The sequence below is a fragment of the Collinsella sp. CLA-ER-H8 genome, assembly GCF_040092335.1.
GTDB lineage: Bacteria > Actinomycetota > Coriobacteriia > Coriobacteriales > Coriobacteriaceae > Collinsella.
This window is the reverse complement of sequence record NZ_JBBNLU010000004.1, coordinates 74,659-100,718: the sequence shown is the minus strand read 5'-3', so window position 1 is coordinate 100,718 and position 26,060 is coordinate 74,659. Positions and strand designations below refer to the sequence as shown.

General features: G+C 65.5%; 25 protein-coding genes. 17 read left to right on the top strand and 8 right to left on the bottom strand.

Translation table 11 applies throughout. The features are described from left to right. Window positions 1-8: 8 nt before the first annotated feature. From AAAX72_RS03875 to AAAX72_RS03860, 4 genes are all read right to left on the bottom strand, one after another. A complete protein-coding gene (locus AAAX72_RS03875) occupies window positions 9-1,031 on the bottom strand; it encodes an iron ABC transporter permease (RefSeq protein ID WP_349129142.1) in 1,023 nt (340 codons plus the stop codon). A 22-nt stretch (window positions 1,032-1,053) separates the two neighbouring features. Then, window positions 1,054-2,625: an ABC transporter substrate-binding protein gene (locus AAAX72_RS03870; protein WP_349129140.1), complete on the bottom strand. Its 1,572-nt coding sequence runs from the start codon at window positions 2,623-2,625 to the stop codon at window positions 1,054-1,056. A 4-nt stretch (window positions 2,626-2,629) separates the two neighbouring features. Further along, complete coding sequence (locus AAAX72_RS03865) at window positions 2,630-3,163, bottom strand: hypothetical protein (RefSeq protein ID WP_349129138.1); 534 nt, start codon at window positions 3,161-3,163, stop codon at window positions 2,630-2,632. Between the two features lie 145 nt (window positions 3,164-3,308). After that, entirely contained in the window at window positions 3,309-4,235 is a 927-nt protein-coding gene (locus AAAX72_RS03860) for a sirohydrochlorin cobaltochelatase (protein ID WP_349129136.1), read from the bottom strand. Between the two features lie 458 nt (window positions 4,236-4,693). On the opposite strand from AAAX72_RS03860, the gene cobM reads away from it, so the two are divergent. Genes cobM through cobK form a run of 17 tightly spaced genes read left to right on the top strand, consistent with a single transcriptional unit; the run spans window position 4,694 to window position 20,542 of the window. Continuing rightward, complete coding sequence (gene cobM, locus AAAX72_RS03855) at window positions 4,694-5,485, top strand: precorrin-4 C(11)-methyltransferase (RefSeq protein WP_349129135.1); 792 nt, start codon at window positions 4,694-4,696, stop codon at window positions 5,483-5,485. Window position 5,486: 1 nt separating this feature from the next. After that, a complete protein-coding gene (gene cbiD, locus AAAX72_RS03850; RefSeq protein ID WP_349129133.1) occupies window positions 5,487-6,671 on the top strand; it encodes a cobalt-precorrin-5B (C(1))-methyltransferase CbiD in 1,185 nt (394 codons plus the stop codon). Then, the gene (locus AAAX72_RS03845; RefSeq protein ID WP_349129131.1) at window positions 6,664-6,897 is read left to right on the top strand and encodes a hypothetical protein; all 234 of its coding nucleotides are present in this window, start codon (window positions 6,664-6,666) and stop codon (window positions 6,895-6,897) included. The genes cbiD and AAAX72_RS03845 overlap by 8 nt, the downstream gene beginning before the upstream one ends. Next, window positions 6,898-8,031 (top strand): cobalamin biosynthesis protein, encoded by a 1,134-nt coding sequence (locus tag AAAX72_RS03840; RefSeq protein ID WP_349129130.1) that lies wholly within the window; start codon window positions 6,898-6,900, stop codon window positions 8,029-8,031. Beyond that, window positions 8,031-8,774, top strand: a complete 744-nt coding sequence (gene cobJ / locus AAAX72_RS03835) for a precorrin-3B C(17)-methyltransferase (RefSeq protein ID WP_349129129.1) — start codon at window positions 8,031-8,033, stop codon at window positions 8,772-8,774. Before AAAX72_RS03840 ends, cobJ begins: the two co-directional genes overlap by 1 nt. After that, on the top strand, window positions 8,762-10,111 hold the full coding sequence (cbiE, locus tag AAAX72_RS03830; RefSeq protein WP_349129127.1) for a precorrin-6y C5,15-methyltransferase (decarboxylating) subunit CbiE: 1,350 nt from the start codon (window positions 8,762-8,764) through the stop codon (window positions 10,109-10,111). The genes cobJ and cbiE overlap by 13 nt, the downstream gene beginning before the upstream one ends. Next, entirely contained in the window at window positions 10,108-11,490 is a 1,383-nt protein-coding gene (locus AAAX72_RS03825) for a cobyrinate a,c-diamide synthase (RefSeq protein WP_349129125.1), read from the top strand. Before cbiE ends, AAAX72_RS03825 begins: the two co-directional genes overlap by 4 nt. Continuing rightward, window positions 11,483-12,625 (top strand): nicotinate-nucleotide--dimethylbenzimidazole phosphoribosyltransferase, encoded by a 1,143-nt coding sequence (gene cobT, locus AAAX72_RS03820; protein WP_349129123.1) that lies wholly within the window; start codon window positions 11,483-11,485, stop codon window positions 12,623-12,625. Before AAAX72_RS03825 ends, cobT begins: the two co-directional genes overlap by 8 nt. Continuing rightward, on the top strand, window positions 12,622-13,170 hold the full coding sequence (locus AAAX72_RS03815) for a bifunctional adenosylcobinamide kinase/adenosylcobinamide-phosphate guanylyltransferase (RefSeq protein ID WP_349129121.1): 549 nt from the start codon (window positions 12,622-12,624) through the stop codon (window positions 13,168-13,170). The genes cobT and AAAX72_RS03815 overlap by 4 nt, the downstream gene beginning before the upstream one ends. Beyond that, the gene (locus AAAX72_RS03810) at window positions 13,167-13,934 is read left to right on the top strand and encodes an adenosylcobinamide-GDP ribazoletransferase (protein WP_349129119.1); all 768 of its coding nucleotides are present in this window, start codon (window positions 13,167-13,169) and stop codon (window positions 13,932-13,934) included. Before AAAX72_RS03815 ends, AAAX72_RS03810 begins: the two co-directional genes overlap by 4 nt. Window positions 13,935-13,975: 41 nt before the next feature. Continuing rightward, the gene (locus AAAX72_RS03805; RefSeq protein ID WP_349129117.1) at window positions 13,976-14,932 is read left to right on the top strand and encodes a histidine phosphatase family protein; all 957 of its coding nucleotides are present in this window, start codon (window positions 13,976-13,978) and stop codon (window positions 14,930-14,932) included. After that, a complete protein-coding gene (gene cbiB / locus AAAX72_RS03800; RefSeq protein WP_349129116.1) occupies window positions 14,932-15,906 on the top strand; it encodes an adenosylcobinamide-phosphate synthase CbiB in 975 nt (324 codons plus the stop codon). The genes AAAX72_RS03805 and cbiB overlap by 1 nt, the downstream gene beginning before the upstream one ends. Further along, window positions 15,903-17,126, top strand: coding sequence for a histidinol-phosphate transaminase (locus AAAX72_RS03795; protein WP_349129114.1), 1,224 nt, complete (start codon window positions 15,903-15,905; stop codon window positions 17,124-17,126). Before cbiB ends, AAAX72_RS03795 begins: the two co-directional genes overlap by 4 nt. Further along, window positions 17,119-18,618, top strand: coding sequence for a cobyric acid synthase (locus AAAX72_RS03790; protein ID WP_349129113.1), 1,500 nt, complete (start codon window positions 17,119-17,121; stop codon window positions 18,616-18,618). Before AAAX72_RS03795 ends, AAAX72_RS03790 begins: the two co-directional genes overlap by 8 nt. Then, window positions 18,615-19,130 carry a cob(I)yrinic acid a,c-diamide adenosyltransferase gene (locus AAAX72_RS03785; protein WP_349129112.1) on the top strand — a complete coding sequence of 172 codons (516 nt, stop codon included), beginning with the start codon at window positions 18,615-18,617 and terminating at the stop codon, window positions 19,128-19,130. Before AAAX72_RS03790 ends, AAAX72_RS03785 begins: the two co-directional genes overlap by 4 nt. Beyond that, window positions 19,131-19,772 (top strand): precorrin-8X methylmutase, encoded by a 642-nt coding sequence (locus tag AAAX72_RS03780; protein ID WP_349129111.1) that lies wholly within the window; start codon window positions 19,131-19,133, stop codon window positions 19,770-19,772. Further along, complete coding sequence (gene cobK, locus AAAX72_RS03775; RefSeq protein WP_349129109.1) at window positions 19,769-20,542, top strand: precorrin-6A reductase; 774 nt, start codon at window positions 19,769-19,771, stop codon at window positions 20,540-20,542. Before AAAX72_RS03780 ends, cobK begins: the two co-directional genes overlap by 4 nt. Window positions 20,543-20,753: 211 nt before the next feature. Here cobK and AAAX72_RS03770 read toward each other — a convergent pair whose 3' ends face one another. The 4 genes from AAAX72_RS03770 to AAAX72_RS03755 all read right to left on the bottom strand — a co-directional run bounded on the left by AAAX72_RS03770 (window position 20,754) and on the right by AAAX72_RS03755 (window position 26,040). Then, window positions 20,754-21,968, bottom strand: a complete 1,215-nt coding sequence (locus AAAX72_RS03770; RefSeq protein WP_349129108.1) for an ABC transporter permease — start codon at window positions 21,966-21,968, stop codon at window positions 20,754-20,756. Next, on the bottom strand, window positions 21,965-22,738 hold the full coding sequence (locus AAAX72_RS03765; protein WP_349129106.1) for an ABC transporter ATP-binding protein: 774 nt from the start codon (window positions 22,736-22,738) through the stop codon (window positions 21,965-21,967). The genes AAAX72_RS03770 and AAAX72_RS03765 overlap by 4 nt, the downstream gene beginning before the upstream one ends. Next, window positions 22,738-24,174, bottom strand: coding sequence for an efflux RND transporter periplasmic adaptor subunit (locus AAAX72_RS03760; protein ID WP_349129104.1), 1,437 nt, complete (start codon window positions 24,172-24,174; stop codon window positions 22,738-22,740). Before AAAX72_RS03760 ends, AAAX72_RS03765 begins: the two co-directional genes overlap by 1 nt. Window positions 24,175-24,306: 132 nt before the next feature. Continuing rightward, window positions 24,307-26,040 (bottom strand): L,D-transpeptidase, encoded by a 1,734-nt coding sequence (locus AAAX72_RS03755; RefSeq protein ID WP_349129103.1) that lies wholly within the window; start codon window positions 26,038-26,040, stop codon window positions 24,307-24,309. Between the last annotated feature and the right edge of the window lie 20 nt (window positions 26,041-26,060).

Below are 26,060 nucleotides of genomic sequence, written 5' to 3'. Positions count from 1 at the left end.
TCCCCCATCTACTTCACCCGCTTCTTCAACATGAGCGTGATAACCACCGGCGCGCCGAAGATGGCGGTGACGGCGCTGATGGAAAGCTCGACGGGAGAGAACAGCGTGCGCGCGATCAAATCGCAGCCCGCGCAGAAGATGGCGCCTCCTAAGAAGCACGCAGGAATCACGCGGATGGGCTTCGACGACTTCAGCGCCGACTTCACGAGATGCGGAACCGCGATGCCTACGAACGACACCGGACCAGCGAACGCGGTCACGCAGGCGGAGAGCATGCTCGCTAGAAGGACGAGCACCACGCGGAAGCGTGCGACGTTCACGCCGACGCTTTTCGCGTAGGCTTCTCCCAGCTGGAAGGCGGAAAGGGGCTTCGATATCGTGAATACGCATGCGCTCACGGTGATCACCACGACCGCGATGACCGCGATGTCGTCCCAGCTCGAACCCGAGAAGCTACCCAAAGACCAGTTGTGCAGGTTCACGATGGACTGGTCGTCGGCGAAGGCGATAAGGAAGTTCGTCGCCGCCGAGCAGATGTATCCCACCATGACGCCCGCCACGATGAGCATGGCCATGGAATTTATGCGCCGTGCGATGAGGAGCACGAAGCCGATGGTGATAAGCGAGCCCAGAAACGCTGCGGCCACCATGGCCGGCGAGGACATGGCCTGGTTCGCGCCCAGAAGTACGATCATCGTAAGCGCGACGACGAACTTTGCGCCCGAGGAGACGCCCAAGATGAACGGGTCGGCGATGGGATTGTTGAAAAACGTCTGCAGCAGGAACCCGGAGAGGGAAAGCGCCCCGCCGAGAAGCACGGCTGAAAGCACACGCGGCAGGCGAATCTCCCAGATGACTTGGCTTTCCATGGAATTGGCCGCGCCGCCCGAAAGGATGCCGGGGATGTGGTCTGCGGGCACGAGCACGCTCCCGATGCACAGGTTGGCCCCGACGAGCACGATGAGGACAACAGCGAGCAGCGCCGTCACGACGCGACACCGCGCGGCGCGCCCCGATTCGTCGTATGTCATGGAAAGTCGGCTTTTCATGGTGCTAGCCGAGCTTCCTCAGATAATGGAAGTCGCTCGCCTCATCGCCGGTGAACGCCCCGTGCAGCTCGTCGATAATGTCGGCGGTAGAAGTCATCTGCTGGTACATGTCGGCGCTTGTGACCCAGACGTTGCCGTTCTTTACGGCTTTGAACTGCGACAATAGCGCGTTTTTGCCTACGAAGTCTTTCAAGGTGGCAACCGATTCGTCGATGGTGCCGTTGTAGACGATGATGTCGGCATCCTTCGCCGTCGCGTAGAAGCGCTCCATTTCGAGCGTTACTGACGAACCTGACGTCGACGCCGTCTGCGCGTCATCGAGCGCGTAGCTGCCGCCTGCAAGCTCGATCATCTGCGCCACGTAGTCGCCCGCCCGCCGCGTGACGGCGGCCCCGTTCGAGTTAATGTAGAAATACGCCACGGTTTTACCTGACGACGCGAGCCTCGACGTTTGCTCGACGCGGGCCTTCTGCTCGTTGAACAGGTGCGCGGCCTCGTCTTCCTTGTCGAACAGGACGCCGAAAAGCTTAATCCACTCGACGCGCCCGAGTGCTTCGGGCTCGCTCGACGACTGTTCGGTGAGCACGACGAGCCCGAGCTTCTGCAGCTTTTCCTTCACATCGGGCGTGTGGTTGATCATGGTGTTCTCGATGGCGAGCGTGCAGCCCGAGGCCGATATTCTCTCGTAGTCGGGCGCGCTGTACTTGCCGCCGTAGGCGATCGCCCCACTTTCGAGCGCGCTTTTGAAGCCCGCGACCGAGCAATCGTTAGCCTTCGTGCCCGACATGAGGATATTGTCGTTCGCATCGAGCGCGTCGACCAGGCACATCGTCGCCGACGACACGAGGTACACCTTGTCGGCGGGGCGCCTTATGACCGCGATGTCGGAGCTCAACCCATCAGGTACCTTCGCATCTTGTGGCACCACGAGGAAGCGCCCCCCGTTCGAAATGCAGATAAGCCGCAGGCCGCCTTCGAACTCGTCGACAGTGAAGTGCTCGGCGTATTCAAGTTGAAGCGTCCCCGTCGGCTTCCAGCCGCAGCCCAAATTGGCGTTGTGGAAGTCTGCCGCGGCGCTTGAAGCCGTTCCCGCAGGGGAGCCGCCGCTTGCATCGTCGCCCGTTTTCTTCTTCATGGTGGATGAATCGAAGTGGAGCGTGTAGTCGATGGTGTGCGGCGTCGACATGGCGACGGTCTCGGCCGACACGGCGATGTCCTCGTCGAGCGTGACGGGTATCTCGAACGTGGAGTTGCCGCCGTCGTTTACGGGCGCGTAGTCCACGCCGTTGACGGTCATTTTGTCGTAGTTCGAACTCGACCAGGTGATGGTCGCGGTGTAGGTGTCGCCATCCTTCACAATTGTGGTGGGTGAGGCGATGCTTGCGCGCCCTGACCCGCCGGAGAGCGAGACGCTCACAGTGTATTCCTGAGAGCCTGCCGTGCCACCGGTCGCGTTCGGGCTCGCACTGCACCCCGCGAAGGGAAGCGCGAACAGGGCGACGAGAACGCAGGCGATCGCGCGCACCGCGATGCTGCGACGCTTCCTGCTTTCCCCCTTGGGAAGAATCGACCGCATGGCGTTACTTCAGTGCGTCGGCGCGCAGATCGACGCCGGCTGATTCGAACACGAGCGTGCGGTCGTACCACTGCTCTTTTCTAATACTCCACGCGGCGCAGGCGGTGTCCTCGTCGAGCGCTTCAACGGGCACGTCGTAGGTGTACTTGCCTTCCGCGTTTTCCACATAGGGGATGAAGTCGGCCTCGCTCGTGGCGGCAGCCTCGTCGCCCGTGCCCATGAAGAGCTTGCCGTAGCCCGTGCCGGAAAGCGTCATCACGCAGTGCATGGAGCCGTTTTCCACGATGAGCTGGGCGTCCACAATCCTGAACATGTTCGAGCTGGAATCTACGGTGATCGGATAGGTGCCGTCGGCCACCTTGTCGGCGGTGATGGGGGCAGCGCTTGCGCCCTCGGGCGCATCGGCCGCCTGTTCGGTCTTTTCCTGGGAATCGGCATCGCTTGCCTTTGCGCTGTCGATTGAATTTCCGCCGCAGCCGGCGAGCGAGAACGCGAAAAGCGCCGCTGACAGGGCGAAGGCGAGGGTTTTCTTCAACATGGAGGGGGTTCCTTTCAATCGCTTCGACCGCCCGCGCCGTGCGGTGGGCGGGCGGGATGCGAATGCAACGGGCATGCGCCGTCAGTCGGGGAAGGCGCATGCCCGTTGCACGGGGACGCGACCGGCGCCCCCGTGCGCGGCGAGTTTACAGCTTGGCGATGGCGTCGTCCACGTGCGAGACGTAGATGTCGTCGACCGCGACGTTCTGTCCCAGACCCTGGAGCAGGCATGTCACTTCGAAGCCGGCGGCCACGAACTTCGCAGCCCAGCTGTCGGGGTCGGTCTCGTCTGCCATGTCGTTATTCGCGTGGTCGCCCGCGACCACCATGAACGGCGCGAGCACGGCCTTCTTGTAGCCTGCGGCGCTCGCGGCGGCGATAACATCCTCGCAGGTCGGTTCAGCCTCGACGGTGCCGACGAAGAACTGCGTCAAGCCCTCGTTCTTAAACACTTCCTGCATCTTGGCATAGTCGGCGTTGGAATCGGCTTCGGTGCCGTGGCCCATGAGGCACAGCGCCGTCTTGCCGTCGTCGAAGGACGCCATGTTCTCCTTAATGGCTGCGGCCACCTTCTTGTAGTCGTCGTCGGAGGTGAGCAGCGGGTCGCCGAGCGAGATTTTGTCGAACTTGTCGGCGTACTTGTCGAGCTCGTCTTTCACGTCGGTGTATTCCAGGCCACCCATGAGATGCGTCGGCTGCACGACGATTTCCTCCACGCCGTCTTCCACGCAGCGGTCGAGCGCCTCGGTCATGTTGTCGATCGTGATGCCGTCGCGCTTCTTCAGCTTGTCGATGATGATCTGCGCGGTGAAGGCGCGGCGGATGTCGTAGTCCTGCCAGTACTTCTCGCGGATAGCGTCTTCGATGGCGCCGATGGTGATGTGACGCGAGTCGTTGTAGCTCGTGCCGAAGCTCGTGACGAGGATGACCGGCTTCACGGCCTTCTCCTTTTCGCTCGATTTCTCGGAACTCGCAGAGGTGCTGGAGCAGCCCGCGAGCGCGAATCCGGCGAGCGCGACGGCTCCGGTTGCTGCGGCGCCCATGAAGCCGCGGCGTGACATCTGGTCGGACATGGTTTTTCCTTTCCTCGGTTTGCCGGTCCCCCGGCGACAGTTGCTTGTCGGCACAAGCGAAAGAAAAGCGCACCCCTCGGGGTTCACAAGGAGCTAACGCCACGGCGATGCCGTGAGGAAAAGGCGAAGCAGTCTGGCTTGGGGCGCGAGGCGGTTCGCTCGCGCGTCCTATACAGTAATGTCCCTTGCCCAGGATTCTCACCTGGTTCCCTCCGCAAGCCAGCGCGGGCTGTGCGGGCGCCGCGCCGGTCATTTCCTTTTATCCGATTGTCATATGCTCGTTGCCGAATCTTTTACTATGATAGTGGGCACTTGTGAACGTGTCAAAGCCAGGGCGGGCGGCATTGCGCCTCCTGCCTGCGTATTTACGCCGATTGCCGCCGCAGGCGCCGTGTTTTGCCCGCTGCGCGAATGGCGGCGTAAACGGTTGCGATGAGAAACGGGAAGGGAAGGCTCAGATGATTCATATCGTTGGCGCAGGCTCGGGCGCCGCCGACCTTATCACGCTGCGCGGGGCGCGCCTTCTGCGCGCGGCCGACGTGGTCGTTTGGGCGGGGAGCCTTGTGAACCCCGAGCTGCTCGCCGAGTGCAAGGAATCCTGCGTCGTCTACGACAGCGCGCACATGACCTTGGAGGAAGTGCTCGACGTGATGTGCGCGGCGGATGCGCGGGGCGAGGAAGTGGTGCGCCTGCACACGGGTGACCCGTGCCTATACGGCGCCATCCAGGAGCAGATGGACGCACTCGACGCGCGCGGCGTGGACTACGAGGTGGTGCCCGGCGTGTCGAGCTTTTGCGGTGCCGCGGCGGCGCTTCGCCAGGAATACACGCTGCCGGGAATCAGCCAGTCGGTCGTGATCACGCGGCTTTCCGGGCGCACCCCCATGCCCGCGGGCGAGGGCATGCGCACCATGGCGGAAAGCGGCTCGACTATGGTCATCTTCCTGAGCTCGGGTATGCTCGCCGAGCTTTCCGCCGAGCTTTTGGCCGCGGGCCGCAGCTCCGACGAGCCGGCGGCGCTCGTGTACAAGGCGACCTGGCCTGAGGAGCGCGTGGTGCGATGCACAGTGGGCACGCTCGGCGACGCGGGCGCGCGAGAGGGCATCGACCGCACGGCGCTCGTGGTGGTGGGCCGCGTGCTCGGAGCTCGCGGCGGGCTTTCGCACAACGGCGCGCAAGCGGAGTCGTACGAGCGCAGCAAGCTTTACGACCCTTCGTTTGCCACGGGGTATCGGAAGGCGAGCAGCTAGCGTGGCCTTCGAGCATTACATATATACCGGGACGACCCGCCTGCGCTGCGGCTACACCACGGGGAGCTGCGCCGCGCTCGCGGCGAAGGCAGCCTGCGAGATGCTCTTGTCACGAAAGCCCGTCGGCCTCGTGTCGATCGTCACCCCCGGCGGGCTGCCCGTCGAGGCGAACGTGGTCGACGCATGCATCGGCGAGGGGTGCGCCCAGTGCGCCGTGCGAAAGGACGCAGGCGACGATGCCGATGTGACCGACGGCGTGCTCGTGTACGCGCGCGTGGAACATGCGGGGTCGGGCACGGGTGCTGCGGGCGGCAAGGACGTGCCCGCGCGCGAATCGGAAGTTTCCGTCGATGGCGGCGTGGGCGTGGGGCGCGTGACGTTGCCCGGGCTCGAGCAGCCGGTTGGGGCGGCCGCCATCAACGCGACGCCGCGCGCGATGATCACTTCGGCGGTGCGCGAGGTGTGCGCCGCGCACGGCTTTTCTGGAAATATTGCTGTGACGATTTCGGTACCCGAGGGTGTTGCCCTTGCCGAAAAGACCTTTAACCCGCACCTGGGGATTAAGGACGGCATCTCCATCCTGGGCACGACGGGCATCGTCGAGCCGCGCAGCCTCGCTGCCTTGCGCGACAGCATCGAGCTCGAGATCCGGCAGCATGCGGCTATGGGGCGGCGCGGAGTCGTGCTCACGCCCGGCAACTACGGCGCGCAGTTCATCTCGGGGCATTTCCACCTAAACGGTGCGCCGGTGGTCTTCATCTCCAACTTTGTGGGCGATGCGATTGATTGCTGCGTTCGTGAGGGATTTACCAATGTCCTTCTTGTGGGACACATCGGCAAGTTGGTGAAGGTCGCGGGCGGCATCATGGACACCCATTCGCGTACCGCCGACTGCCGCGCGGAGATTCTGGCCGCCCACGCGGCCATGGCCGGCGCGGGCGCGAAGACCGTGCGCGAGATCATGTCGTCCGTCACGACCACGGCGGCGCTCGAGGTAATCGAGGCCGCCGGCGCGGGGGACGCTGCGCGCGCCACGCTCGCTGCGGCAATCGAGGACAGGTTGCGCCGCCGCGCGGCGGGCGCATGCGACATCGCCGCGGTCGTGTTCGACGCCGAGCGCCGCGAGCTTTTCCGTACGTCGGGCGCCGATGCAGTTATCGGGGAATTGGGGGCGACGTATGAATAAAGGCGTTCTGTACGGGGTGCGCCGCGCAATCGGCTGGCCGGGGACGAAGGTGGTCATGAAGGCGCGCCGCTCGCTTGCGGACACGAAGCGCATCCTTCACGAGGAGAGCGCCTTCGACGGTGCCGAGCTCGTTGAGGACTGTGGGCTTCCGGGCGAGCGCGTGTACCGCTTGCTCGTCGATGTGCCCGATCGGGGCAGCTACTTCTCGACGATGGTGGTGCGCTAGATGAGGATTTCCTGTATAGCGTTCACTGAGAGGGGGTATGCGTTGGCGGAGCGCACCGCACGCGCGCTTTCCGACTGCGCGCAGACAGGTGAAGATGACCCTGGCTGGGACGTTTCCGTTTCGCGCGGGTTCGGCGAGGGGAAGGCCGACCTGCGCGCATGGACGGCGCTCGCGTGGGAAGCGTCGGGCGCGCTTCTGTTCGTGGGCGCGGCGGGCATCGCCGTGCGGGCGATCGCGCCGCATGTCGCCTCGAAGGCAAACGATCCCGCGGTTGTGGTGATCGACGAGGCGGGGCGCTTTGCCGTCCCGCTTTTGTCGGGGCATTTGGGCGGTGCGAACGAGCTTGCGCAAACTGTGGCACGCGCGGCAGGGGCCATCCCCGTCATCACCACGGCGACCGACGTCCGCGGCGTGTGGGCGGTGGATGCGTGGGCGCGCTGTGCGGGGCTCGCCGTTTCGAATCCCGAGGCTATCAAGCGAGTGTCGGCGCGGCTGCTTTCGGGCGGTCGCGTGGCGCTCTATTCCGACATGCCGATTTCGGGACAGCCGCCTGAGGGGGTTGACATTGCGTCCGACCGTGCTCGGGCCGATATCGTCGTGTCACCGTTCGCTGGCGCGAATGCAGGTGCGTCCGTTCGCGCGGCGGAGACAACGGGCGAGGTCGTGCCCGCCGGTGAGACGGGGAAGCCGGCGGGTGTGCGGGCGCAGGCGCCTGCGCCCGAGCCGCTTCGCCTTGTCGTGCCCTGCATCGTTGCGGGCATAGGGTGTCGTCGCGGTGCGTGCTCCGAAGCGATTGGGGAGGCGTTTCTTCTCGCGTGCGGGCGGGCGGGCATCTCGCCTTCGGCCGTGCGCGAGGCGGCGACGATCGACGTGAAGGCGCACGAGGAGGGTCTGCTCGCCTTCTGCCGCGCGCGCAATATCCCGCTTGCGACGTATTCCGCAGAGGAGTTGTCGCAGGTCGAAGGCAGCGTTTCGCCATCTGATTTCGTGCGCGCGACGGTGGGGGTCGACAACGTGTGCGAGCGCGCGGCGCTCGCGGACGGGGGCAAACTTATCTTCCCGAAGCTCGCCCACGGCGGCGTGACTGTCGCGTTTTCCAAGGTAACTATCGAACTTTCGTTTAAGGAGCGGTGATGGGAAAGCTCTTCGTGGTGGGGATCGGCCCGGGCGGCCCCGACGGCATGACGATTGCGGCCCGGCGCGCGCTCGAGGCGGCCGACATCGTTGTGGGGTACACGAAATACGTGGAGCTCGCGCTCGCCGCCGTGCCCGACGCGGAGCATCTCGCGACGCCGATGATGCACGAGGTCGAACGGTGCCGCCTGGCGCTTTCGCGTGCGCAGAGCGGAGAAGCCGTGGCGCTCGTGTGCAGCGGTGACGCGGGCGTGTACGGCATGGCGAGCCCCGTGCTGGAGCTTGCGGAGGACTACCCCGATGTAGACGTGGAAGTTATTGCCGGGGCCACCGCGGCTCAGAGCGGATCGGCGGTGCTCGGCGCCCCGCTTGCCCACGACTTCGCGGTCGTGTCGCTCTCCGACCTGCTCACGCCATGGGAGGTCATCGAGCGCAGGCTCGCCGCCGTGGCGAGCGGCGACTTCTGCATCTGTTTGTACAACCCGCGCAGCAGAAAGCGTGCCGACAGGCTCTCGCGCGCGGCGAAGATTATGCTCGAATGGAAGGCCCCCGACACGCTCTGCGGCTGGGTACGCAACATCGGGCGCGAGGGGCAGCAGTCGGGCATGTGCAGGCTCTCTGAGCTGGGGGAGATCGACGCCGACATGTTCACCACCGTGTTCGTCGGCAACGCGGACACGAAGCGCATAGGCGGCCGTATGGTCACGCCGCGCGGGTATCGGGAGATTCCATGCGAAAGGTAACGATCATCGGGGCGGGGCCCGGAAACCCCGACTTGCTCTCGCGCGCGGCGCTCGACGCGATCGACATCGCCGACGTGGTCATCGGCGCTCATCGCGCGCTTGTCGGCATCGACGTGCCGCCCGACGTGGTGAGATGCGAGCTCGTGAAGACGGCGGACATCGTCGCCGCGCTCACCGATGCGGCGTCGTGGCAGCGCGCCGTGGTCGTGATGACGGGCGATGTGGGGCTTTTCAGCGGCGCGCGCCGCCTGGTAGAGGCGCTCTCCGGCGATGCGCAGGTGGACGTGCGCGTCATTCCCGGCATAAGCTCAGCGTCTTATCTCGCCGCGCGTCTCGCGCGTCCATGGCAGGATTGGCGCTTCGCGAGCGCTCACGGCGTGGCGTGCGACATCGTGGCCGAGGCCGAGCGCTTAGGCGAGCTCTTCCTCGCCACGTCGGGTGGGGAAGACCCCTCGCGGCTTTCGGGCGAGCTTGTGCAGGCGGGCTTCGGGGACGCGCGTGTGACCGTGGCCGAGCGCCTGTCGTACCCCGACGAGCGCATCACCTGCGCGACCGCAAGTGAAATTGCAGGTCAGACGTTCGACGACTTGAACGTGATGCTTATCGAGTTCGCAGGCGGCGCCGGGTCGCCTGCGGGCTCTAGCGCAGCCTTCGAGGCGCCGGCCGGCGCGTCTGCGCCCGCGGCGACTTCTTCTGCGGCGGACTCTGCGGGCGCATCCCGTGCCGCGAGCTCCCGCTGGCCGTACGCTTCCTCGGGCATTCCCGACGAGCTCTTCATCCGCGGCGACGTTCCCATGACCAAGCAGGAGGTGCGCGCCGTCGCGCTCGCGAAGCTGCGCCTTACCGCGACCGACACCGTGTGGGACGTCGGCGCCGGCACGGGGAGCGTATCGATCGAGGCGGCGCTCGTCGCGCGAGCGGGGTCGGTATGGGCGGTCGAGCGCAACGCGGCCGGCGTGCGGCTCATCCGAGAGAACGCGGATGCATTCGGGTGCGGCAACGTGCATGCGGTCCCCGGTATCGCCCCCGAAGCGCTCGCGAAACTGCCCGTCCCCGACGCCGTGTTCGTCGGCGGGAGCGCAGGCGAGCTTCCCTCCATCGTGGAGGCGGCGCTCGAGAAGAACTCGCAGGTTCGCCTGTGCGTGCCATGCGTCACCGTTGAGACGCTCACCGAGGCGTGCGCGCTCCTCTCGGGTTCGCGCTTTAAGGGGTTCGAGGCGTGCCAGGTGTCGGCCGCCCGCGCCGAGGCTGTAGGCTCGCATCATCTTATGAAGGCGCAAAACCCCGTGTTCCTCGTCAGCGCGCGTGGTGCAGGTGGGGAAGGCGGTGCCCGGTGAGCACGTCCATCCCGCGCTTCATGGTCGCTGCGCCCTCGAGCGGGAGCGGCAAGACGGTCGTAACGTGCGCGCTCCTGCGCACGCTCGCGCGCCGCGGCCTTGCATGCGCGGCCTTCAAATGCGGCCCCGATTACATTGACCCGCTCTTTCATCGCCGCGTTGTGGGTGCGCGCTCGGGCAACTTAGACGGCTTCTTCACCGACGCCCCGACGCTGCGCGCCCTGCTCGCACGCGGCGCCGCGGGCGCGGATGTCGCGGTGCTCGAGGGGGTCATGGGCTTCTACGACGGCATGGCGCCCGGCGTGGCCGACGCGAGCAGCTACCAGGTTGCGCGCGACACGGAAACGCCAGTCGTTTTAGTGGTGAACGGGCGCGGGGCGTCTTTATCGCTCGCCGCCGTAATCCGCGGCATCGCCGAGTTCCTGCCTTGTGCGAACGTGCGCGGCGTCGTGCTGAACAAGACGAGCGCCGCTGCTTGCGCCTATGCGGCGCCTGCGATCGAGAAGCACACGGGCGTCGCGGTTTTGGGTAATATCCCCGCCGATGAGGCATTCTCGCTCGAAAGCCGGCATCTGGGGCTTGTGACCGCCGACGAGGTCGAGCGGCTCTCCGCGCGCATCGACAAGATGGCCGAGCTGGTGGAAAAGAGCATCGACGTCGACCGCTTGCTCGAAATAGCGGCGACGGCAGCCGATATCTGCGAGGAACCTTACCGGTTGGAGTCGATCGCGGGAGCGCGGCCCATCGTCGCCGTCGCGCGTGACGAGGCGTTCTCGTTCTACTACGAGGAGAACCTGCGCGCGCTCGAGGACCTGGGTTGCGAGCTGGCCTTTTTCAGCCCCCTGTGTGATAGCGAGTTGCCCCGGGGGACAAGCGCCCTCTATCTGGGAGGCGGCTACCCGGAGCTCCATGCGCGGCAACTCTCCGAGAACGTGCCGATGCGCGAGGCGGTGCGGCATGCGGTGGAATCCGGCATGCCGACGGTCGCCGAATGCGGTGGATTTCTGTACCTGCAGCGCGAAATCGCCGATAACGAGGGGCGGCGCTGGCCTGTTGCGGGCGCCCTTGAGGGCGCAAGCGAGAACGGGGGAAGGCTGTCCCATTTCGGGTACGTGGAGCTCACTTCCCAACGCGACGGGCTCTATGGGCCGCGCGGCACACGCATCCGCGCGCACGAGTTCCACTACTGGCAGTCCACCTGCCCGGGCGGCGACTTCTGGGCGCAGAAGCCCCGGCGCGACAAGGGCTGGCCGTGCATGACGACCTCCCCGTCCCTGGTTGCGGGCTTCCCGCATGTGTACTATCCTGCGAACCCCGACGTTGCGCGCGCGTTCGCGTCTGCCGCAGCGTCGTTCGCAGAGAGGAGACGGCATGGCTGAAGCAACCGAAACCGCGCTTGCCTGCATCCGCGAGGAAGTCGAGCACGCGTTCTCGTCGGCGCCGGGCGCCGTGCTCGAAGCCGCGCTCTCCCGGATCGCGCCCGCAGACGAGTGCGCCCGCGCCGCCGCGTACGCCGCGTGGGACTCCATCGCGCACCCCTTGGGGGGATTGGGCGACTTTGAAGACGCCGTCGCGTGTATCGCCGCAGCTCAGGGGAGCGCCGAGGTGGCCGAGTTTCCCCGTGCGCTCGCGGTATTCTTCTCCGACAACGGGGTCGTTGCCGAAGGCGTGTCGCAAAGCGGGCAAGACGTGACGCGAGCCGTCGCGCGCAACATGTGCGAGGGGGCCACGAGCGCCTGCCGCATGGCGGCGTTCGCGGGTGCCGATGTCGTGCCCGTCGACGTGGGTATGGCCCGGGGCATAGAAGACGCGCGCATGGTGCGCGCGAACGTGCGGCGGGGGAGCGGCAACATCGCGCACGGCTCCGCCATGTCTCGCGATGGGGCCGTGCGCGCGATCGAGGTTGGAATCGCCGTCGCGTGCGGGCTTGCCCGCGCCGGCGTGCGCCTTCTCGCCGCGGGCGAGATGGGCATCGGCAACACGACCACCTCGGCGGCGGTGTCCGCAGTGCTCATCGGGGCGGATGCGCGGAGCCTCGTCGGGCGCGGCGCGGGGCTCTCGGACGCCTCGCTCGCGCGCAAGCGCGACGTGGTCGAGCGCGCTATCGACGCGAACTCGCCCGATCCCGCCGACCCGATCGACGTACTCTCGAAGGTGGGCGGTTTCGACATCGCGGCGATGTGCGGCTTCTACCTGGGGGCCGCGGCCTCGAAGGCGCCGGCGCTCCTCGACGGGGTCATATCCTGCACGGCGGCCCTGTGCGCGGCGCGCCTGTGCCCCAACGCCTTGGGCTACCTCGTGGGCACCCACGCATCAAGCGAGCCCGCAAGCCAGGAGCTCCTTCGCGAGCTCGGCATAAAGGCACCCCTCGACGCAGGCATGCACTTGGGCGAGGGCGCGGGCGCCATGGCGTATCTGCCCCTTCTGGATTCGGCGTTGCGCGTGTACCGGGATGGGAAGACGTTCACGGCGACTGGCATGGCTGCTTACGAGCATTTCGAGGCCGGGAAATGACGGTGACGCTCGTCATCGGCGCCGCCGCGAGCGGCAAGAGCGCCTACGCCGAGTCCCTGTGCCTCGGGCACGACGGCCCTCGCGTGTACCTGGCAACGATGGAGCCCTTCGGGGAAGAGGGCGCCCGCCGCATCGCGCGCCATCGGGCGCTGCGCGAGGGCAAGGGGTTTTCCACCCTCGAGCGCACGCGTGACGTGGGCGCCGCAGTGTCCGGGCTTCCGCGCGGCTGCACGCTTCTTTTGGAGGACGTGGGCAACCTGGTTGCAAACGAGCTTTTCGCGGAAGGCGGCTTGTCCCCACGTGACCCTGACGCTGCGGCGCGCGAGGTGCTCGGAGGTATCGAACGGCTCGCTCAGGCCGCTGCGTATACGGTGGTGGTCACCGTCGACGTGTTCGCCGATGGGATACGCTACGATGAGGGGACCGAGGCATGGAGGCGCGCGCTCTCGCGCGTAAACGCGGGCGTGGCGGCGGTGGCCGACCGCGCAGTCGAAGTGGTATGCGGGATTCCCGTGTGGATGAAAGGCGAAGGACCTACAAGGTGAAGATAGCAGAGGCAATCGGCGCGGCGTTCGGAACGTTCTCGCGCATCCCCGTCCCGAAATCGACATGGACCGATTTCGGGTCAACCCATGCGCTTGCCGCGTTTCCCCTAGTGGGCCTTGCGGAAGGCTTCCTCATAACGGCGTGGGGGTACGTGGCGAACCTGCTCGGCGTGCCCGCGACCATCGTCGCGGCCGTGCTTGTGGCGCTGCCTGTGGTGGTGACGGGAGGCATCCACCTAGACGGGCTCTGCGACACCTCCGATGCGCTTGCAAGTTGGGCCCCGCGCGAGCGAAAGCTCGAGATCATGCACGACCCGCGGGCGGGCGCCTTCGGGGTCATCGGTGTTGTCGTGTACCTTATTCTGCAGTTTTCCCTGTTCACCGCGCTGCCGCTTACGGCGGGGCCGTTCCTCGCGCTTCTGTGCTCGCTCGTGTTCTCCCGCGCACTTTCGGGGCTCGCCGTTGAATGCTGGCCTGCCGCGCGGGCGGATGGCATGGCCGCGGGGCTCTCGCCTGCGAAGAAGCGCGCGGCGATCGTCGTGCCGCTTTGCGCTTTCGCTGCGGCTTCGGCTGCAGGGATGGTCGCGTGCGCCCAGGCCGTCGGCGCCCTTATGGCGGTGGCGGGGCTTTTGGCGCTCGCGTGGTACCGCCATGTTGCCCTGTCCCGCTTCGGCGGGGTGACGGGGGATTTGGCCGGATGGTTTCTGCAATGGGCTGAGCTCGCGATGCTTGCCATGCTGGTGGCGGGGGGCATGCTCCTATGATGCTCGTGTTAGGTGGCGCGCATTCGGGGAAGAGGACCTTCGTGCGCGAAAAGCTCGGGTTCGCGGCGGACGATTTCGTCGACGCGGCGCAGTTTGCGGAGGGCGGCGTGCCCGCGGCTTTTGCCGGCCGCGTCGCGTACCGTGCTGAGGAACTCGTACGCGCGCTCGACGTTGACCGGGCGCTCGAGCGGCTGATCGGCTTCGACGCAGTGATTCTGTCCTTGGTCGGCTCGGGGGTCGTCCCCATGCGTGCGGAAGACGCCCAATGGCGCGAGCGCGCGGGGCGCCTGGGATGCGCGCTCGCTGCGCGCGCCGACGTCGTCGTGCGCATGACGTGCGGGATTCCCCAGGTCATCAAAGGAAACCTTGCCGATGCGTCTCGAGGGACGCAGGGCGCGAGCGCGCCTTTGGAAGTCGTCTTCGTGCGCCATGGTGCCACGGCGGGCACGGAAGACCATCGCTACAGCGGGGCGGGCACCGACGAGCCCCTGTCGAGCGCGGGCGAGCGCGCTTTGCGCGATCTCGCGTGCGATCGTGACGTGTTCCGTGTTATCACGAGCGGAATGGCCCGCACCGACCAGACGGCGAGCATCCTCTTCCCGTACGCGGAGCTTATGGCGTGCCCCGGTCTGCGCGAGATGGATTTCGGTGACTTCGAGGGGCGAAGCGCCGCCGAGCTTAAAGAGGATGTGCGCTACCGCGCCTGGGTAGACTCCTGGTGCGAGACGCGCTGCCCGCATGGCGAGGGCAAGAGCGATTTCACCCGCCGCGTCGTCGCGGCGTTTCGGGAGGCGTGCGAATCGGAGCGCGCCCAGGGGAGTGGGCGCGCCGTCTTCGTCGTTCACGCGGGTACCGTGAAAGCGCTGCTCTCCGAGCTAGCTGTCCCGAAAATGGGATATTTCGACGTGCATACCGAGCCGGGCGGCGCATGGGCCGCCACCTGGGATGGGCGCTGCCTTCGCGACGTTCGCCCCGCTTCGGGGGGCGATGCCCGGTGATGACGATTCTTGCCGTCGCCGCCGGGTTCGCGGCCGACCTTGCCTTCGGCGACCCGCGCTGGCTTCCCCATCCCGTCGTCGCCATGGGGCGCGCGATCACGTGGGCCGAAGGCCGCCTGCGGGGCGCATTCCCGCAAACGTCCGCGGGCACGCGCGCCGCAGGGCTTGTGCTCGCCGTGGCGCTTCCGCTTGCGTGTTGGCTTTTGACCTGGGGAATCCTGCATCTTTGCGGCATGGTTCACTCCGGCTTGCGCTTCGTGGCCGAGGCATGGGCGAGCTATCAGATTCTCGCGGCATGCGAGCTGCGCCGCCAGAGCCTGGCCGTGGCCCGCGCGTTCTCGAAGGGCGGCCTTGTCGCGGCTCGTGAAGCCGTCGGGCTCATCGTGGGACGCGACACGTCTGTTCTCGACGAGCAGGGCGTTGCGCGCGCCGCCGTGGAAACGGTGGCGGAGAACGCGAGCGACGGCGTCATCGCGCCGCTTTTCTACCTTATGATCGGGGGTGCGCCCTTGGGCATGGCGTACAAGGCGGTGAACACGCTCGACAGCATGGTGGGCTACAAAAACGAGCGCTACATCGACTTCGGCTGCGCCTCGGCGCGCCTCGACGATGCGGTGAACTGGATTCCCTCGCGCTTATCGGCCCTGCTCATGATCGCCGTGTGCCCGATCGTCGGGCTCGACGCGTGCGGGGCGGCGCGCATCTGGCGCCGCGACAGGCGTCGCCATGCGAGCCCCAACTCGGCGCAGACCGAGTCAGCGTGTGCGGGCGCGCTCGGGCTGCGCCTGGCAGGACCCGCGGTGTATTTCGGCAAGCTCGTTGAGAAACCGACGATAGGCGACGCATCCCGCGAAATCGAGTGGGGCGACATCGCCCGGGCGACAAGGCTCATGCTCGCCGCGTCCGTATGCGCGCTCGTCGTCTTCGGCGCCGCGCGCGCGGCGGTCGTGCTCGCCGTGGGGGCGATGTCATGAGGGAAGACCACGCTGCGTCCCGGGCTGCCGGGGGAATCCTGCGCGCCCGTACGCATGGGGGCAGTGCGCAATCGCTTGGCATCGCTTGCGAAGGGGGCGCCTCCGACTTCATCGATTTCTCGGTGAACGTGAATCCGGCAGGCCCCTCGCCGCGCGCTGTCGCCGCAGCCTGCAAGGCGCTTTCTCGAATCGACGCCTACCCCGATAGGGAAAGCCTCGCCCTTGTTCGCGCCCTATCGCGCGCCCAGGGCATTCCCGAAGATACTATCGTCTGCGGCGCGGGCGCGTCCGACATCATCTGGCGGCTCGCTGCGGCGGTGCGCCCGAAACGCATCGTCGTGTGCGCGCCGACGTTCTCTGAATATGCGGAGGCGGCATCGTACTACGGCGCATGCGTGCAGGAGTTCCCGCTCTCCGAAGCGGACGACTTCGACGTGCCCGCCTCCTTCGCCCGCGCGATCGAGGGGCCGGGAGACGTGGCGTACCTCTGCAATCCGAACAACCCGACGGGGCGCCTCGTCGACCCCCGCGTGATCGATGCCGCGGCTTGCCGCTGCGAGCAGGTGGGCGCGCTGCTCGTCGTGGACGAGTGCTTCCTCGGGTTTGCGCCCGACGCCCGCGATAGGAGCGTGGCCGCACGCGCCGCGTGTTCGCGCCATGTGGCCGTGCTCTCTGCGTTCACCAAGCTCTACGGAATGGCGGGGTTACGGCTGGGATATCTGATCAGCGGAAACGCCCAACTCATCGATGGAATTCGCCGGGCGGGGCAGGCGTGGCCCGTCTCCTCGGTCGCCGAGGCCGCGGGCATCGCCGCCCTGGAAGACGTCGAATACGTCTCGCGCACGCGCGATGTATTGGCGGGCGAGCGAGCGTGGCTTTCCCACGAGCTCTCCTCGCTCGGGCTTTCCGTCGTGCCGTCGGATGCGAACTTCCTTTTAGTCCGCACGCCGACGAAAGACATTCCCGAACGCCTGTATAAACAGGGGGTTTTGGTCCGCACGTGCGACTCGTTTTCGGTACTGTCCCGTTTCTGGTGCCGCGTCGCGGTGCGCACGCGCAAGGAGAACGCCCGGCTTGCGATGGCGTTCAGCCGCGCGCTATGGGCGGAAGGTACATCAGGCGAAGGCGAACCCGACGAACGGGGCGGCGCTTCTTGCAGCGGTGCTATGGCGGGCGCGGATGGCCGAGGCTCGGCGAAGGAGGTCGATACCCGTGGGTAGGGCGAAGCCCATCATGATCCAGGGCACCATGTCGAACGCGGGGAAGAGCCTGCTTGCGGCGGGGCTGTGCCGCGTTCTTTCGCAGGACGGCCTGCGCGTGGCTCCCTTCAAGAGCCAGAACATGGCGCTCAACAGCGGTGTCACGGCCGACGGTCTCGAGATGGGGCGCGCCCAGATCATGCAGGCCGAAGCGTGCGGCATCGCGCCCGACGTGCGCATGAACCCCATCCTGCTCAAGCCCGAAAGCGACCACCGAAGCCAGCTCATCGTGGCCGGCAAGGCGCAGGGAGCCTTCGCTGCGAGGGACTACTTCGCGCGAAAGAAGACGCTCATGCCGCAGATTTTGGAGGCGTTCGATTCGCTCGCGGAGGAAAACGACGTCATCGTCATCGAGGGCGCCGGCAGTCCCGTCGAAATCAACCTTGCCGAAAACGACATCGTCAACATGGGGCTCGCGCGCGCCGTGTCCTCCCCCGTGCTGCTCGCGGGCGACATCGATCCAGGCGGGGTGTTTGCCCAGCTCTACGGCACGGTCGCGCTCCTTGCGCCCGAGGACCGCGCGCTTTTGCGGGGGCTTGTTGTGAACAAGTTCCGCGGCGATGTGGAAATCCTGCGCCCGGGTTTGGTCCCGCTCGAGAAGATGTGCGGGGTTCCCGTCGTGGGGGTCGTGCCGTATCTTACGCTCGACCTGGACGACGAGGACTCGCTCGCGCCGCGCCTATCTGCCCGCGAGGCGCGCGGCGTCATCGACGTCGCCGTCGTGCGCCTTCCGCATCTGTCGAACTTCACCGACTTCGACCCGCTTTCGCGCGTGCCCGGCGTGGGCGTGCGCTTCGTTTCCTCGACGACCGATCTGGGCCGACCCGACCTGGTGGTGCTCCCCGGCTCGAAGACCACGCTCGACGACGCACGCTGGCTTGCGGCTAGCGGCATCGGAGCCTGTGTACGCGCGCTTTCGGGCGCGGGCACGCCGGTGCTCGGCATATGTGGAGGCTACCAGCTTTTGGGAGACGAGCTTTCCGACCCGCACGGCAGGGAAGGCGCTGGCACCGCGCGCGGGCTCGGGCTCATCCCTGCAAGTACGGTGTTCAAGGAGGAAAAGCGCCTCGCCCAGTCGGAGCTGCGCATCACGGGCGCCCAAGGCGCGTTCTCGGTGTGGAACGGCATGACGGCGCGCGGGTACGAGATTCACGACGGCGTAACGACCGTCTTCTGCGCCCCTGCGGGCACGATTGGCGGCAAACCAGAAGGCGCGGCCTGCGGAAACGTGTTCGGAACCTATCTCCACGGCCTGTTCGACGAACCGGGGGTGGCGCTCGCCCTCGCACGCTCGCTCGCGCGCATGCGCGGCCTGCCCGAGAGCGTCGTGGGTGCTGAGGGCGCGGTGTCCGCGGCCGATCACCGTGCGCGCGAGTTCGACCGCCTGGCCGACTCCGTGCGCGGGGCGCTCGACATGGAGTATGTCTACCGCATTATCGAGGAGGGCGTATGATCCACGTGTATCATGGCGACGGCAAAGGCAAGACCACGGCGGCGATGGGCCTCGCCCTTCGCATGCTCGCCGCAGGCCGCCGCGTCGTCGTTGTGCAGTTCCTGAAAGACGGCGAAAGCGGGGAGGCGCGCCTGCTCGCCGAGCATTTCGGCGTGCCCGTGTTCGCGGGGAAGGCGTCGGACAAGTTTACCTGGTCGATGACGTCGGAAGAACTTGCCGCGACGCGCGAGCTGCACGATGGGAACCTCGCTTCCGCGCTCGCCGAGCTCGAGGGCGCGCAGGAGGGGCTGCTCGTGCTCGACGAGGCGCTCGACGCGCTTTTGAAGGGGCTTGTCGACGAGGCGCTCGTGGACCGCGCGCTCGATATGTCCGCGCGCGGCGTCGAAGTAGCGCTCACCGGGCGCGCGCCTTCCCGCAAGATCGTGGAGAAGGCCGACTACATAACCGAGATGCGGTGCGAGAAACACCCCTACGAGCAGGGGATATGTGCAAGGGAAGGAGTGGAGTACTAGATGGATTCCAAGGAGATGGCGCCCGGCGACATCGAGCGGCGCAGCTTCGAGCTCATCACCGAAGAGCTCGGCGGCCGCACGTTCCCGCCGCTCGAAGAGCCCGTCGTGAAGCGCGTCATCCACACCACTGCCGACTTCTCGTACGCCGATTCCCTCGTGTTCACCCATGATGCCGCGCACCGTGCGCTCGACGCACTGCGCACAGGGGCCACGGTGCTCACCGACACGAACATGGCGCTCGCAGGCATAAGCAAGCCCGCGCTCGCGAAGCTCGGCTGCAAGGCCGTGTGCTACATGGCCGACCCTGATGTCGCCGCGGCTGCGCGCGCCGCGGGCACGACTCGCGCCGTTGCGAGCATGGACAAAGCTTGCGGTATCGAGGGTCCGCTCGTCGTGGCCGTCGGCAACGCTCCCACAGCACTTCTGCGCCTCGCCGAGCTCATGGACGCGGGGAAGATCGCGCCCGCGCTCGTCGTTGGGGTGCCGGTCGGGTTTGTGAACGTGGTCGAGGCGAAAGAGGAGCTACTCGCGCGACGCGTGCCGGCCATCGTCGCGAGGGGTCGCAAGGGCGGCTCGACCGTGGCGGCCGCCATTATGAACGCGCTGCTCTACCAGATCACGCGCCCAGGCGGCCCGAAGTGACGGCCCCCGCATCCGCGCCGGCGCTGCGCATCTTCGCCGGCACCACCGAGGGCCGCCTTCTGTGCGAATGGGCGAGCGGGGCGGGCATACCCGCCCGTGCCTACGCGGCAACCGAGTACGGAGGCGAGCTTTTGGGCGAGCTTCCGGGCATCGAGGTGCATGCGGGCAGGCTCGACGAGGCCGACATGGAGCGCGAGCTTTCCGGCGTGCGCATCGTCGTCGACGCCACGCACCCCTTCGCTACGCTCGCAAGCGGCAACATCCGGGCCGCTTCGCTCGCCGTGGGTGCACGATGTCTGCGCCTTGCGCGCCCGGTCGAGACGCTGCCCAAAGGCGTCGTGCCGGTCGCGTCAATCGCCTGCGCGGCGCGCTTTCTCTCCGAGAACCCGGGTCGCGCGCTTCTCACGACGGGGAGCAAGGAGGTTGCTCCCTACACGCGCGTCGCCGATTACGCGGAGCGCTTCTTCGTGCGTGTGCTCCCGCTGCCCGGTGCTATAACGAAGTGCATCGACGCGGGGTTTTCGCCATCGCACATCATCGGCATGCAGGGGCCCTTCACCCGCGAGCTCAACGAGGCGATGCTTCGGCAGGTGGGCGCCCAGTGGCTTGTGACCAAGGACTCGGGAACCGTAGGCGGCACGGCCGAGAAGCTCGCCGCCGCGCGCGACGCGGGAGCGCGCTGCATCGTGGTCACCCGTCCCGCCGAGGGAGGCGTGGCCCTTTCGCTTCGGGAAGTGGAAGACGCGCTCTTACGGGAGCTCGCGCGCTAGGCGCTCGCCACGCCTGCGCGCCCTCTCGCCCGCGAGGAGGAGCGCCCCGAGCAAGCTCGACCCGTACAAGCCCGTCATCCGCCAATAGCTCGAGGACGAACCCCGGAACCGGCGCAAGCAGCCCTTCAATAAGTTGCGGTGAAATAGTGTCTGTTTTTGCTGCTTGATAGCATATTCAGTCCCTAATTCACCGCAACTTGTTGGTGGTGGCTTACTGGTAGCGTAGGCACTCCACCGGGTCGAGCTTTGCGGCGCGGCGAGCGGGGTAGAAGCCAAAGATTACGCCGATGCAGACGGAGACGGCGAAGGCCAGCAGCACCGTGGCGATTGAAAAGCTCGGTGCGATTTGCCCGCTGGCACCGAGCTCGCCGAGAACCCCTGATCCTGCGGCAAACATCGCAAGAGCCCATGCCAGCAGATAACCAATCAGGACACCCAACAGTCCGCCGGTGACGCACAGCGCCGAGGACTCGGCCAAAAACTGGGCGGTGATATCGCGACGACTGGCGCCCAGAGCGCGGCGGATGCCGATCTCGCGAATGCGCTCAGTCACGTTGGTGAGCATCATATTCATAATGCCGATACCGCCGACAAGCAGCGAGATGCTGGCGACAGCACCCATGATGAGCGAGAACGCGCCCATAAAGGAGTTGAGTGCATCGATGGCGCTTTTCATGGATGTCGCCGATACACTGTCGTACTCATCCTCCTCCGCGATGCCCTTCATCGCGCGCACCTTGGACTCGATGGTCTTACAAAGCTCATCCATGTCCGTGCCCTCGGCGGCAAGTGCCGTCACGCTGGGGAATGAAGGATTCTCGTCGCCAAACAGCCCGGAGATGGTTTCGCGTGGCATATACAGCGTGAGCGAGCCCATGGAGTCGCTGCCGCCATCAATCACGCCTACAATCTGCACCTCGCCGTTGGACACCTTGATGGTTTTCCCCAGCGCATCCTGTTCGTTGCCGTAAAGCTGATCGGCGCCGTTGCGGCTGATGAGCGCCACGCGCGAGCCTGATTGGGACTCGGCCTGGGAATAGGTGCGCCCCGCAACGAGCTTGCTGGCCCCCACGGCGTCGAGCATGTCGCTATCGACGCCCTGCGCCATGACGGTATAGCTTTTATCGCCGGTCTTGTACTCGGTGTACGCGCTGTCGACAATGCCAATCTGCTCTATCTGCGGCACCAGTTTTTGAAGCTTCTCGATGTCCGACTCGGTGAGTTCTTGCGACGAATAGATTTGCACCATGCGTGCCGCATTGAGGCCCAGACTGTTAACCAGGCTGTTTTGGATACCGCCGATGAGCGAAGTCATGGCGATAACCGAGGCGATGCCGATGACAATGCCCAGGATGGTGAGCAGGCTGCGCCCCTTGTTGGCTTCGAGCGAGTGAAGGGCTTCCTGGATGAGATCGCGTGCGCTCATGCCACCACTCCTTTCGGCGGGTTGGCGGAGGCGGAAATCATGGGCAGGCTATCTACGGCGCTGCGCAGGGTCCGCGGTGCATGTGGAATATACGCGCCGTCGTGAATGCGACCGTCGCGGATGGTCACGGCACGGTCGGCCTCGGCGGCGATGCCGGGGTCGTGTGTGATAAGCACGATGGTTTTGCCGCGCTCCTGGAGCCTATGGAAGGTCTCCATCACAAGCGCTCCAGTGGCGGAGTCTAGGTTTCCCGTTGGCTCATCGGCCAGGATGATGGGCGGGTCATTGACGAGGGCGCGCGCGATGGCGACACGCTGCATCTGGCCGCCCGAGAGCTCGGATATGCGGTGGTCCCAGTGGTCGACCGGTAGCGTGACGGCCTGCAGCGCGTGCACGGCTCGCATTTCGCGCTGGCTACGGGGCACATTGGTGTAGGCCAGCGGCAGCATCACGTTTTCGATAACCGACAGGCGCGGCAGCAGGTTGAAGCTCTGAAAGACAAAGCCAATGCTCAGAGCGCGAACTTCGGTGAGCTCGTCATCATCGAGCTCGGCCACGTTGAGCCCTTGCAGGTAGTAGTCGCCCGCCGTTGGCTTATCCAGGCAGCCTAGGATGTTCATGAGCGTTGATTTGCCCGAGCCCGAGGGGCCAGTGATAGCGACGAATTCGCCGGGATTTACCTCCAGGCTCACGTTGTGCAGGATGTGGGCGCACCCCGCCTCGCTCTCAAAGATGCGGTGCACGTTGCGGATGTCGATAACGGGACGCATTACATGCCCTCGTCGGCAGACATACTGCCCGAATCCGCACCGTAGCCGCCGTCAGCCGTTGCGTCCGCTCCGGTGTCCATGACGAGGGTGTCGCCATCGCGCAGCTTGGTAACCGGAACGTTGGGGTTGATCTCGTTGCCCTGGTCGTCGCGCTTAACCTGTGTCTTGCCGACTACGGCTTCGTTGTCGTTTTGCGTCACGACGGTCGCCTTCACGCGATGGGTTTGCTTGCCCTCGTCATCAGACGCCACGTTGACGTAATAGTGTTCGCCGTCTTCGGTCATGAGCGCCATCGTCGGCACCATCACCACGTCGTCGAGCTGCTCGGTCACCACCGAGACCTCGGCCGTCATGCCCGGCTTCAGGCGCGCGTCGGGCGCCTCGATGAGAATGTCGACGTTAAAGGTCACGCTGCCGCCGCCACCGTTGGCGGCGTCGGAGTTTGCCACCGACGCGATAGCCGTGACGGTGCCCTGGCTCACGATATCGGGAAACGCGGGATACGTGACGTTGGCGCTCTGCCCAACGGCGATCTTGGCGATGTCCTTTTCGCCCACCTGCACGGTCACCTTCATCTTAGATAGGTCGGCGATCTGCATGCACTGCTTGCCGCCGCTCGTATCGCTTTCGCCCATGATCATGCCGCCTGTAACCGTGGCGCCCACTTTGGCATTGAGCTCCACGATGCTACCCGAGCTCGGGGCCGTGACCGTGCGACTGGAGGCCTTGGCGTTCGCCTGGTCGAGGTTTGCCTGGGCTGATGCGAGGCTGCGCTGCGCGGCCGATACGGCGTTCGTGTCCACTGATGCGGCGGAGACGCCAGCCGCTGCGGAAGCTCCCTCGACGTCCGTCGTTGGGGTGGCCTGCGCAGCAGCTGCGGCTTTCTGCGCGTTGGCGAGGTCTTCTTGAGCGGCAGCAACTGCACGCTGCGCCTCGGCAACGTTGCGATCGAGCTCGTCGTTTTTAATGGTCATAAGCACGTCGCCCTCGTTGACGGATTGGCCTGCCTGCACGTTGATAGAATCGACCGTGCCGTCGACAGAAGGGGAGACCACTGAGGACGAAATGGGTTTGAGCTGGCCTTTCGCCTCGACCGTTGTGGTAAACGTGCCCTCGGTCACCATGTCGGTCACAGGACCGCTAGCGCCCTGTGGCTGCACATTGATAACAAGGGTTGCAACAATGGCAATGAGCGCGACGGCACCCACGACGCCGGCGGCAATACCGCGACGAATCAGCTTTTTGCGTCGGCGTTCGGCACGCTTTGCCTTGAGCTTGGCATATGCCTCTTCATCGGAAATCTCGGCCGTATCGTTCGCGCGTCCGCTCTGCTTGTCGGCATGTACATTTGTAATCAGAGGAAACGTTTCGGTGGCACCTTCGGGCGTGCGCTCGGTATCATCTGGGCCCGGGGTGATCGTGGGGACATTCGGCATAGCGTCTCCTTTATAGAAAGAACCTCGATAATTATATGCGCCCACCGGTTGGGGCGGGCGCATAGGACGGTTTCTTTCGGAACTGTTAGATTGGTCGCAGCGGTTCCACGTTGTAGGAATGCGCGCGTTGCACTACGAGTGGACAACCACGCACAGGCCGACTTTGATGCAATCGTGCAGTGCCTTGGTGTCGGCCAGGCGCAGGTTGATGCAACCGTGGCTGCCGCACCACTTGTACGACTCGGCGTTATCGAAGCTCTTGTCGTTTTGCCAGGTGGCGTCGTGGAAGCCGATCATGTTGCCCTCAAACGGCATCCAGTAGCTCACCGGGCTCTCATATTTGGGTTTACCGGTCTCGGGGTCCTTGGCTCCGATCAGGGTGCTGCCGCCGTCGTTGCTGTTGATTTGCCACACACCCTCGGGGGTGGCGTCTTCGCCCGGTTTGCCGGAAATAAAGTTGGCCTCCCACACGATATTGCCGCTCTCGTCATAGTAGCGCGCGTGCTGCTCGGACAGGTCGACGTCGATATACGCCTTCCAGTCGGGCTCTCCCTTTGCGGTAAAGGTGTCGGCCTTCTGGGAGTACTTGATCTCGATCTCGCCGGTCTGCTTGTTGTTAATGGCGTCCTCGACCTGCTTGGCGAGCGAGCTGCTGTCGATGGACCAACCAAAGTCGCCGCCTTCGACGGCGCACTGCTTGCCATCGGCGCGCGTCCACCAACGAGTGGAGCCCACGGTATTAAAGCCGTTGGCGAGTTCGGCTGCCCAGCTGCTGATCTGCGACGTATCGAGCGTGGGGTTGGCCGGATCGGCAAAGCTGATCCACTGCAACACGGAGCTGCCATCAACCTTGCCGGCATCCTCGCCGTTGAGCTTGAGGGTCACGTTGACGCCCAGGAAGTTGTTGGCGGCATCGCTTGCGGCCTGAATCTGATCATCGGTCAGCGTTCCATTAAGCGGCTCATAGGCATCGTTGCCGAGCTTGGAAAGATCTACGGTCTCGGTCAGCGAGGCAAGCTCGAGCTCGGCGTACTTAATGACATGCTCGCGGTTGAGCTTTTCGTTGGAGCGCGCCTTCTCGACGGTAAACTTGCCGGCCTGCTCGTCATAGGAGCTATTGGCCTCGAACGTGCCCGAACGGCCCTCGTTAAACTCGTCGATGGCGGCGCCCAGATCCTCCTCAAACTGCTTTTGGTCAAAGGTGTCGGAGAGCATGGACAGGTCGACGTCTTGATCAAGATCGACTTCGTTGGAGGTAGCGGTTGTTTTGGTCTTGCCGCTTAAGGATTCCACAAGACGGACCGGCCATATAAAGGCTTCGTTGTGGCTGATGATTTCTTTTGCGGCAGCTTCGCCGTCGACGATGGGCTCATCGGACTCGGGCTGATAGGTCCAGCTAAAGTCATCGCCTGTCACGGCGAGCTTATAGTGCTTCCATGCCGAATTGACCTTGGTGGCGGCAGACGAAGCGTTGGAGAACGAGACGTCGACGCCGGCGATGGTGGTGTTGGGGTAGGCTACCTGCGAAAACGCTACGACGCCTACTATATAGACAATGACGATTAGGCCCAGGACGACAAATAACGTCGTCTTTTTGCCCGACTTATTGTTCTCGGCGGGTTTGCGCGCGGGGCCGCGATCGCCTCGAGCGTGCGTGGGGGGCTGCTTGGGCGCATTGCCGTTTGCCTGGCGCTGCTGACGTTGTTGACGCTGCTGTCGCTGTTGGTTCGGGTGTTGGGAAGCGTTTGCTGCACTACGCTGCTGACCGTGGCTCGGCGCGATAGGACGCGGCGACTGAACGCCGCCGGTGTGCCTGCTCGGCTGCTGCGGATCGGGAATCAGTTGAGTTCGATCGTTTTGCGACATCGTATGCATATCCTTCGATT

Excerpts from the sequence above, each read along its gene's own strand:
- AAAX72_RS03845 (WP_349129131.1), top strand. The coding sequence starts at position 6,664 with ATGAATAAAGGCGTTCTGTACGGGGTGCGCCGCGCAATCGGCTGGCCG.
- AAAX72_RS03765 (WP_349129106.1), bottom strand. The coding sequence starts at position 22,738 with ATGCGTCCCGTTATCGACATCCGCAACGTGCACCGCATCTTTGAGAGC.
- AAAX72_RS03840 (WP_349129130.1), top strand. The coding sequence starts at position 6,898 with ATGAGGATTTCCTGTATAGCGTTCACTGAGAGGGGGTATGCGTTGGCG.
- cbiB (WP_349129116.1), top strand. The coding sequence starts at position 14,932 with ATGACGATTCTTGCCGTCGCCGCCGGGTTCGCGGCCGACCTTGCCTTC.
- AAAX72_RS03785 (WP_349129112.1), top strand. The coding sequence starts at position 18,615 with ATGATCCACGTGTATCATGGCGACGGCAAAGGCAAGACCACGGCGGCG.
- AAAX72_RS03755 (WP_349129103.1), bottom strand. The coding sequence starts at position 26,040 with ATGTCGCAAAACGATCGAACTCAACTGATTCCCGATCCGCAGCAGCCG.
- AAAX72_RS03870 (WP_349129140.1), bottom strand. The coding sequence starts at position 2,625 with ATGCGGTCGATTCTTCCCAAGGGGGAAAGCAGGAAGCGTCGCAGCATC.
- cobT (WP_349129123.1), top strand. The coding sequence starts at position 11,483 with ATGGCTGAAGCAACCGAAACCGCGCTTGCCTGCATCCGCGAGGAAGTC.
- AAAX72_RS03795 (WP_349129114.1), top strand. The coding sequence starts at position 15,903 with ATGAGGGAAGACCACGCTGCGTCCCGGGCTGCCGGGGGAATCCTGCGC.
- AAAX72_RS03865 (WP_349129138.1), bottom strand. The coding sequence starts at position 3,163 with ATGTTGAAGAAAACCCTCGCCTTCGCCCTGTCAGCGGCGCTTTTCGCG.
- AAAX72_RS03875 (WP_349129142.1), bottom strand. The coding sequence starts at position 1,031 with ATGACATACGACGAATCGGGGCGCGCCGCGCGGTGTCGCGTCGTGACG.
- AAAX72_RS03815 (WP_349129121.1), top strand. The coding sequence starts at position 12,622 with ATGACGGTGACGCTCGTCATCGGCGCCGCCGCGAGCGGCAAGAGCGCC.
- AAAX72_RS03860 (WP_349129136.1), bottom strand. The coding sequence starts at position 4,235 with ATGTCCGACCAGATGTCACGCCGCGGCTTCATGGGCGCCGCAGCAACC.
- cobM (WP_349129135.1), top strand. The coding sequence starts at position 4,694 with ATGATTCATATCGTTGGCGCAGGCTCGGGCGCCGCCGACCTTATCACG.
- cbiE (WP_349129127.1), top strand. The coding sequence starts at position 8,762 with ATGCGAAAGGTAACGATCATCGGGGCGGGGCCCGGAAACCCCGACTTG.
- AAAX72_RS03780 (WP_349129111.1), top strand. The coding sequence starts at position 19,131 with ATGGATTCCAAGGAGATGGCGCCCGGCGACATCGAGCGGCGCAGCTTC.
- AAAX72_RS03760 (WP_349129104.1), bottom strand. The coding sequence starts at position 24,174 with ATGCCGAATGTCCCCACGATCACCCCGGGCCCAGATGATACCGAGCGC.
- AAAX72_RS03770 (WP_349129108.1), bottom strand. The coding sequence starts at position 21,968 with ATGAGCGCACGCGATCTCATCCAGGAAGCCCTTCACTCGCTCGAAGCC.
- cobJ (WP_349129129.1), top strand. The coding sequence starts at position 8,031 with ATGGGAAAGCTCTTCGTGGTGGGGATCGGCCCGGGCGGCCCCGACGGC.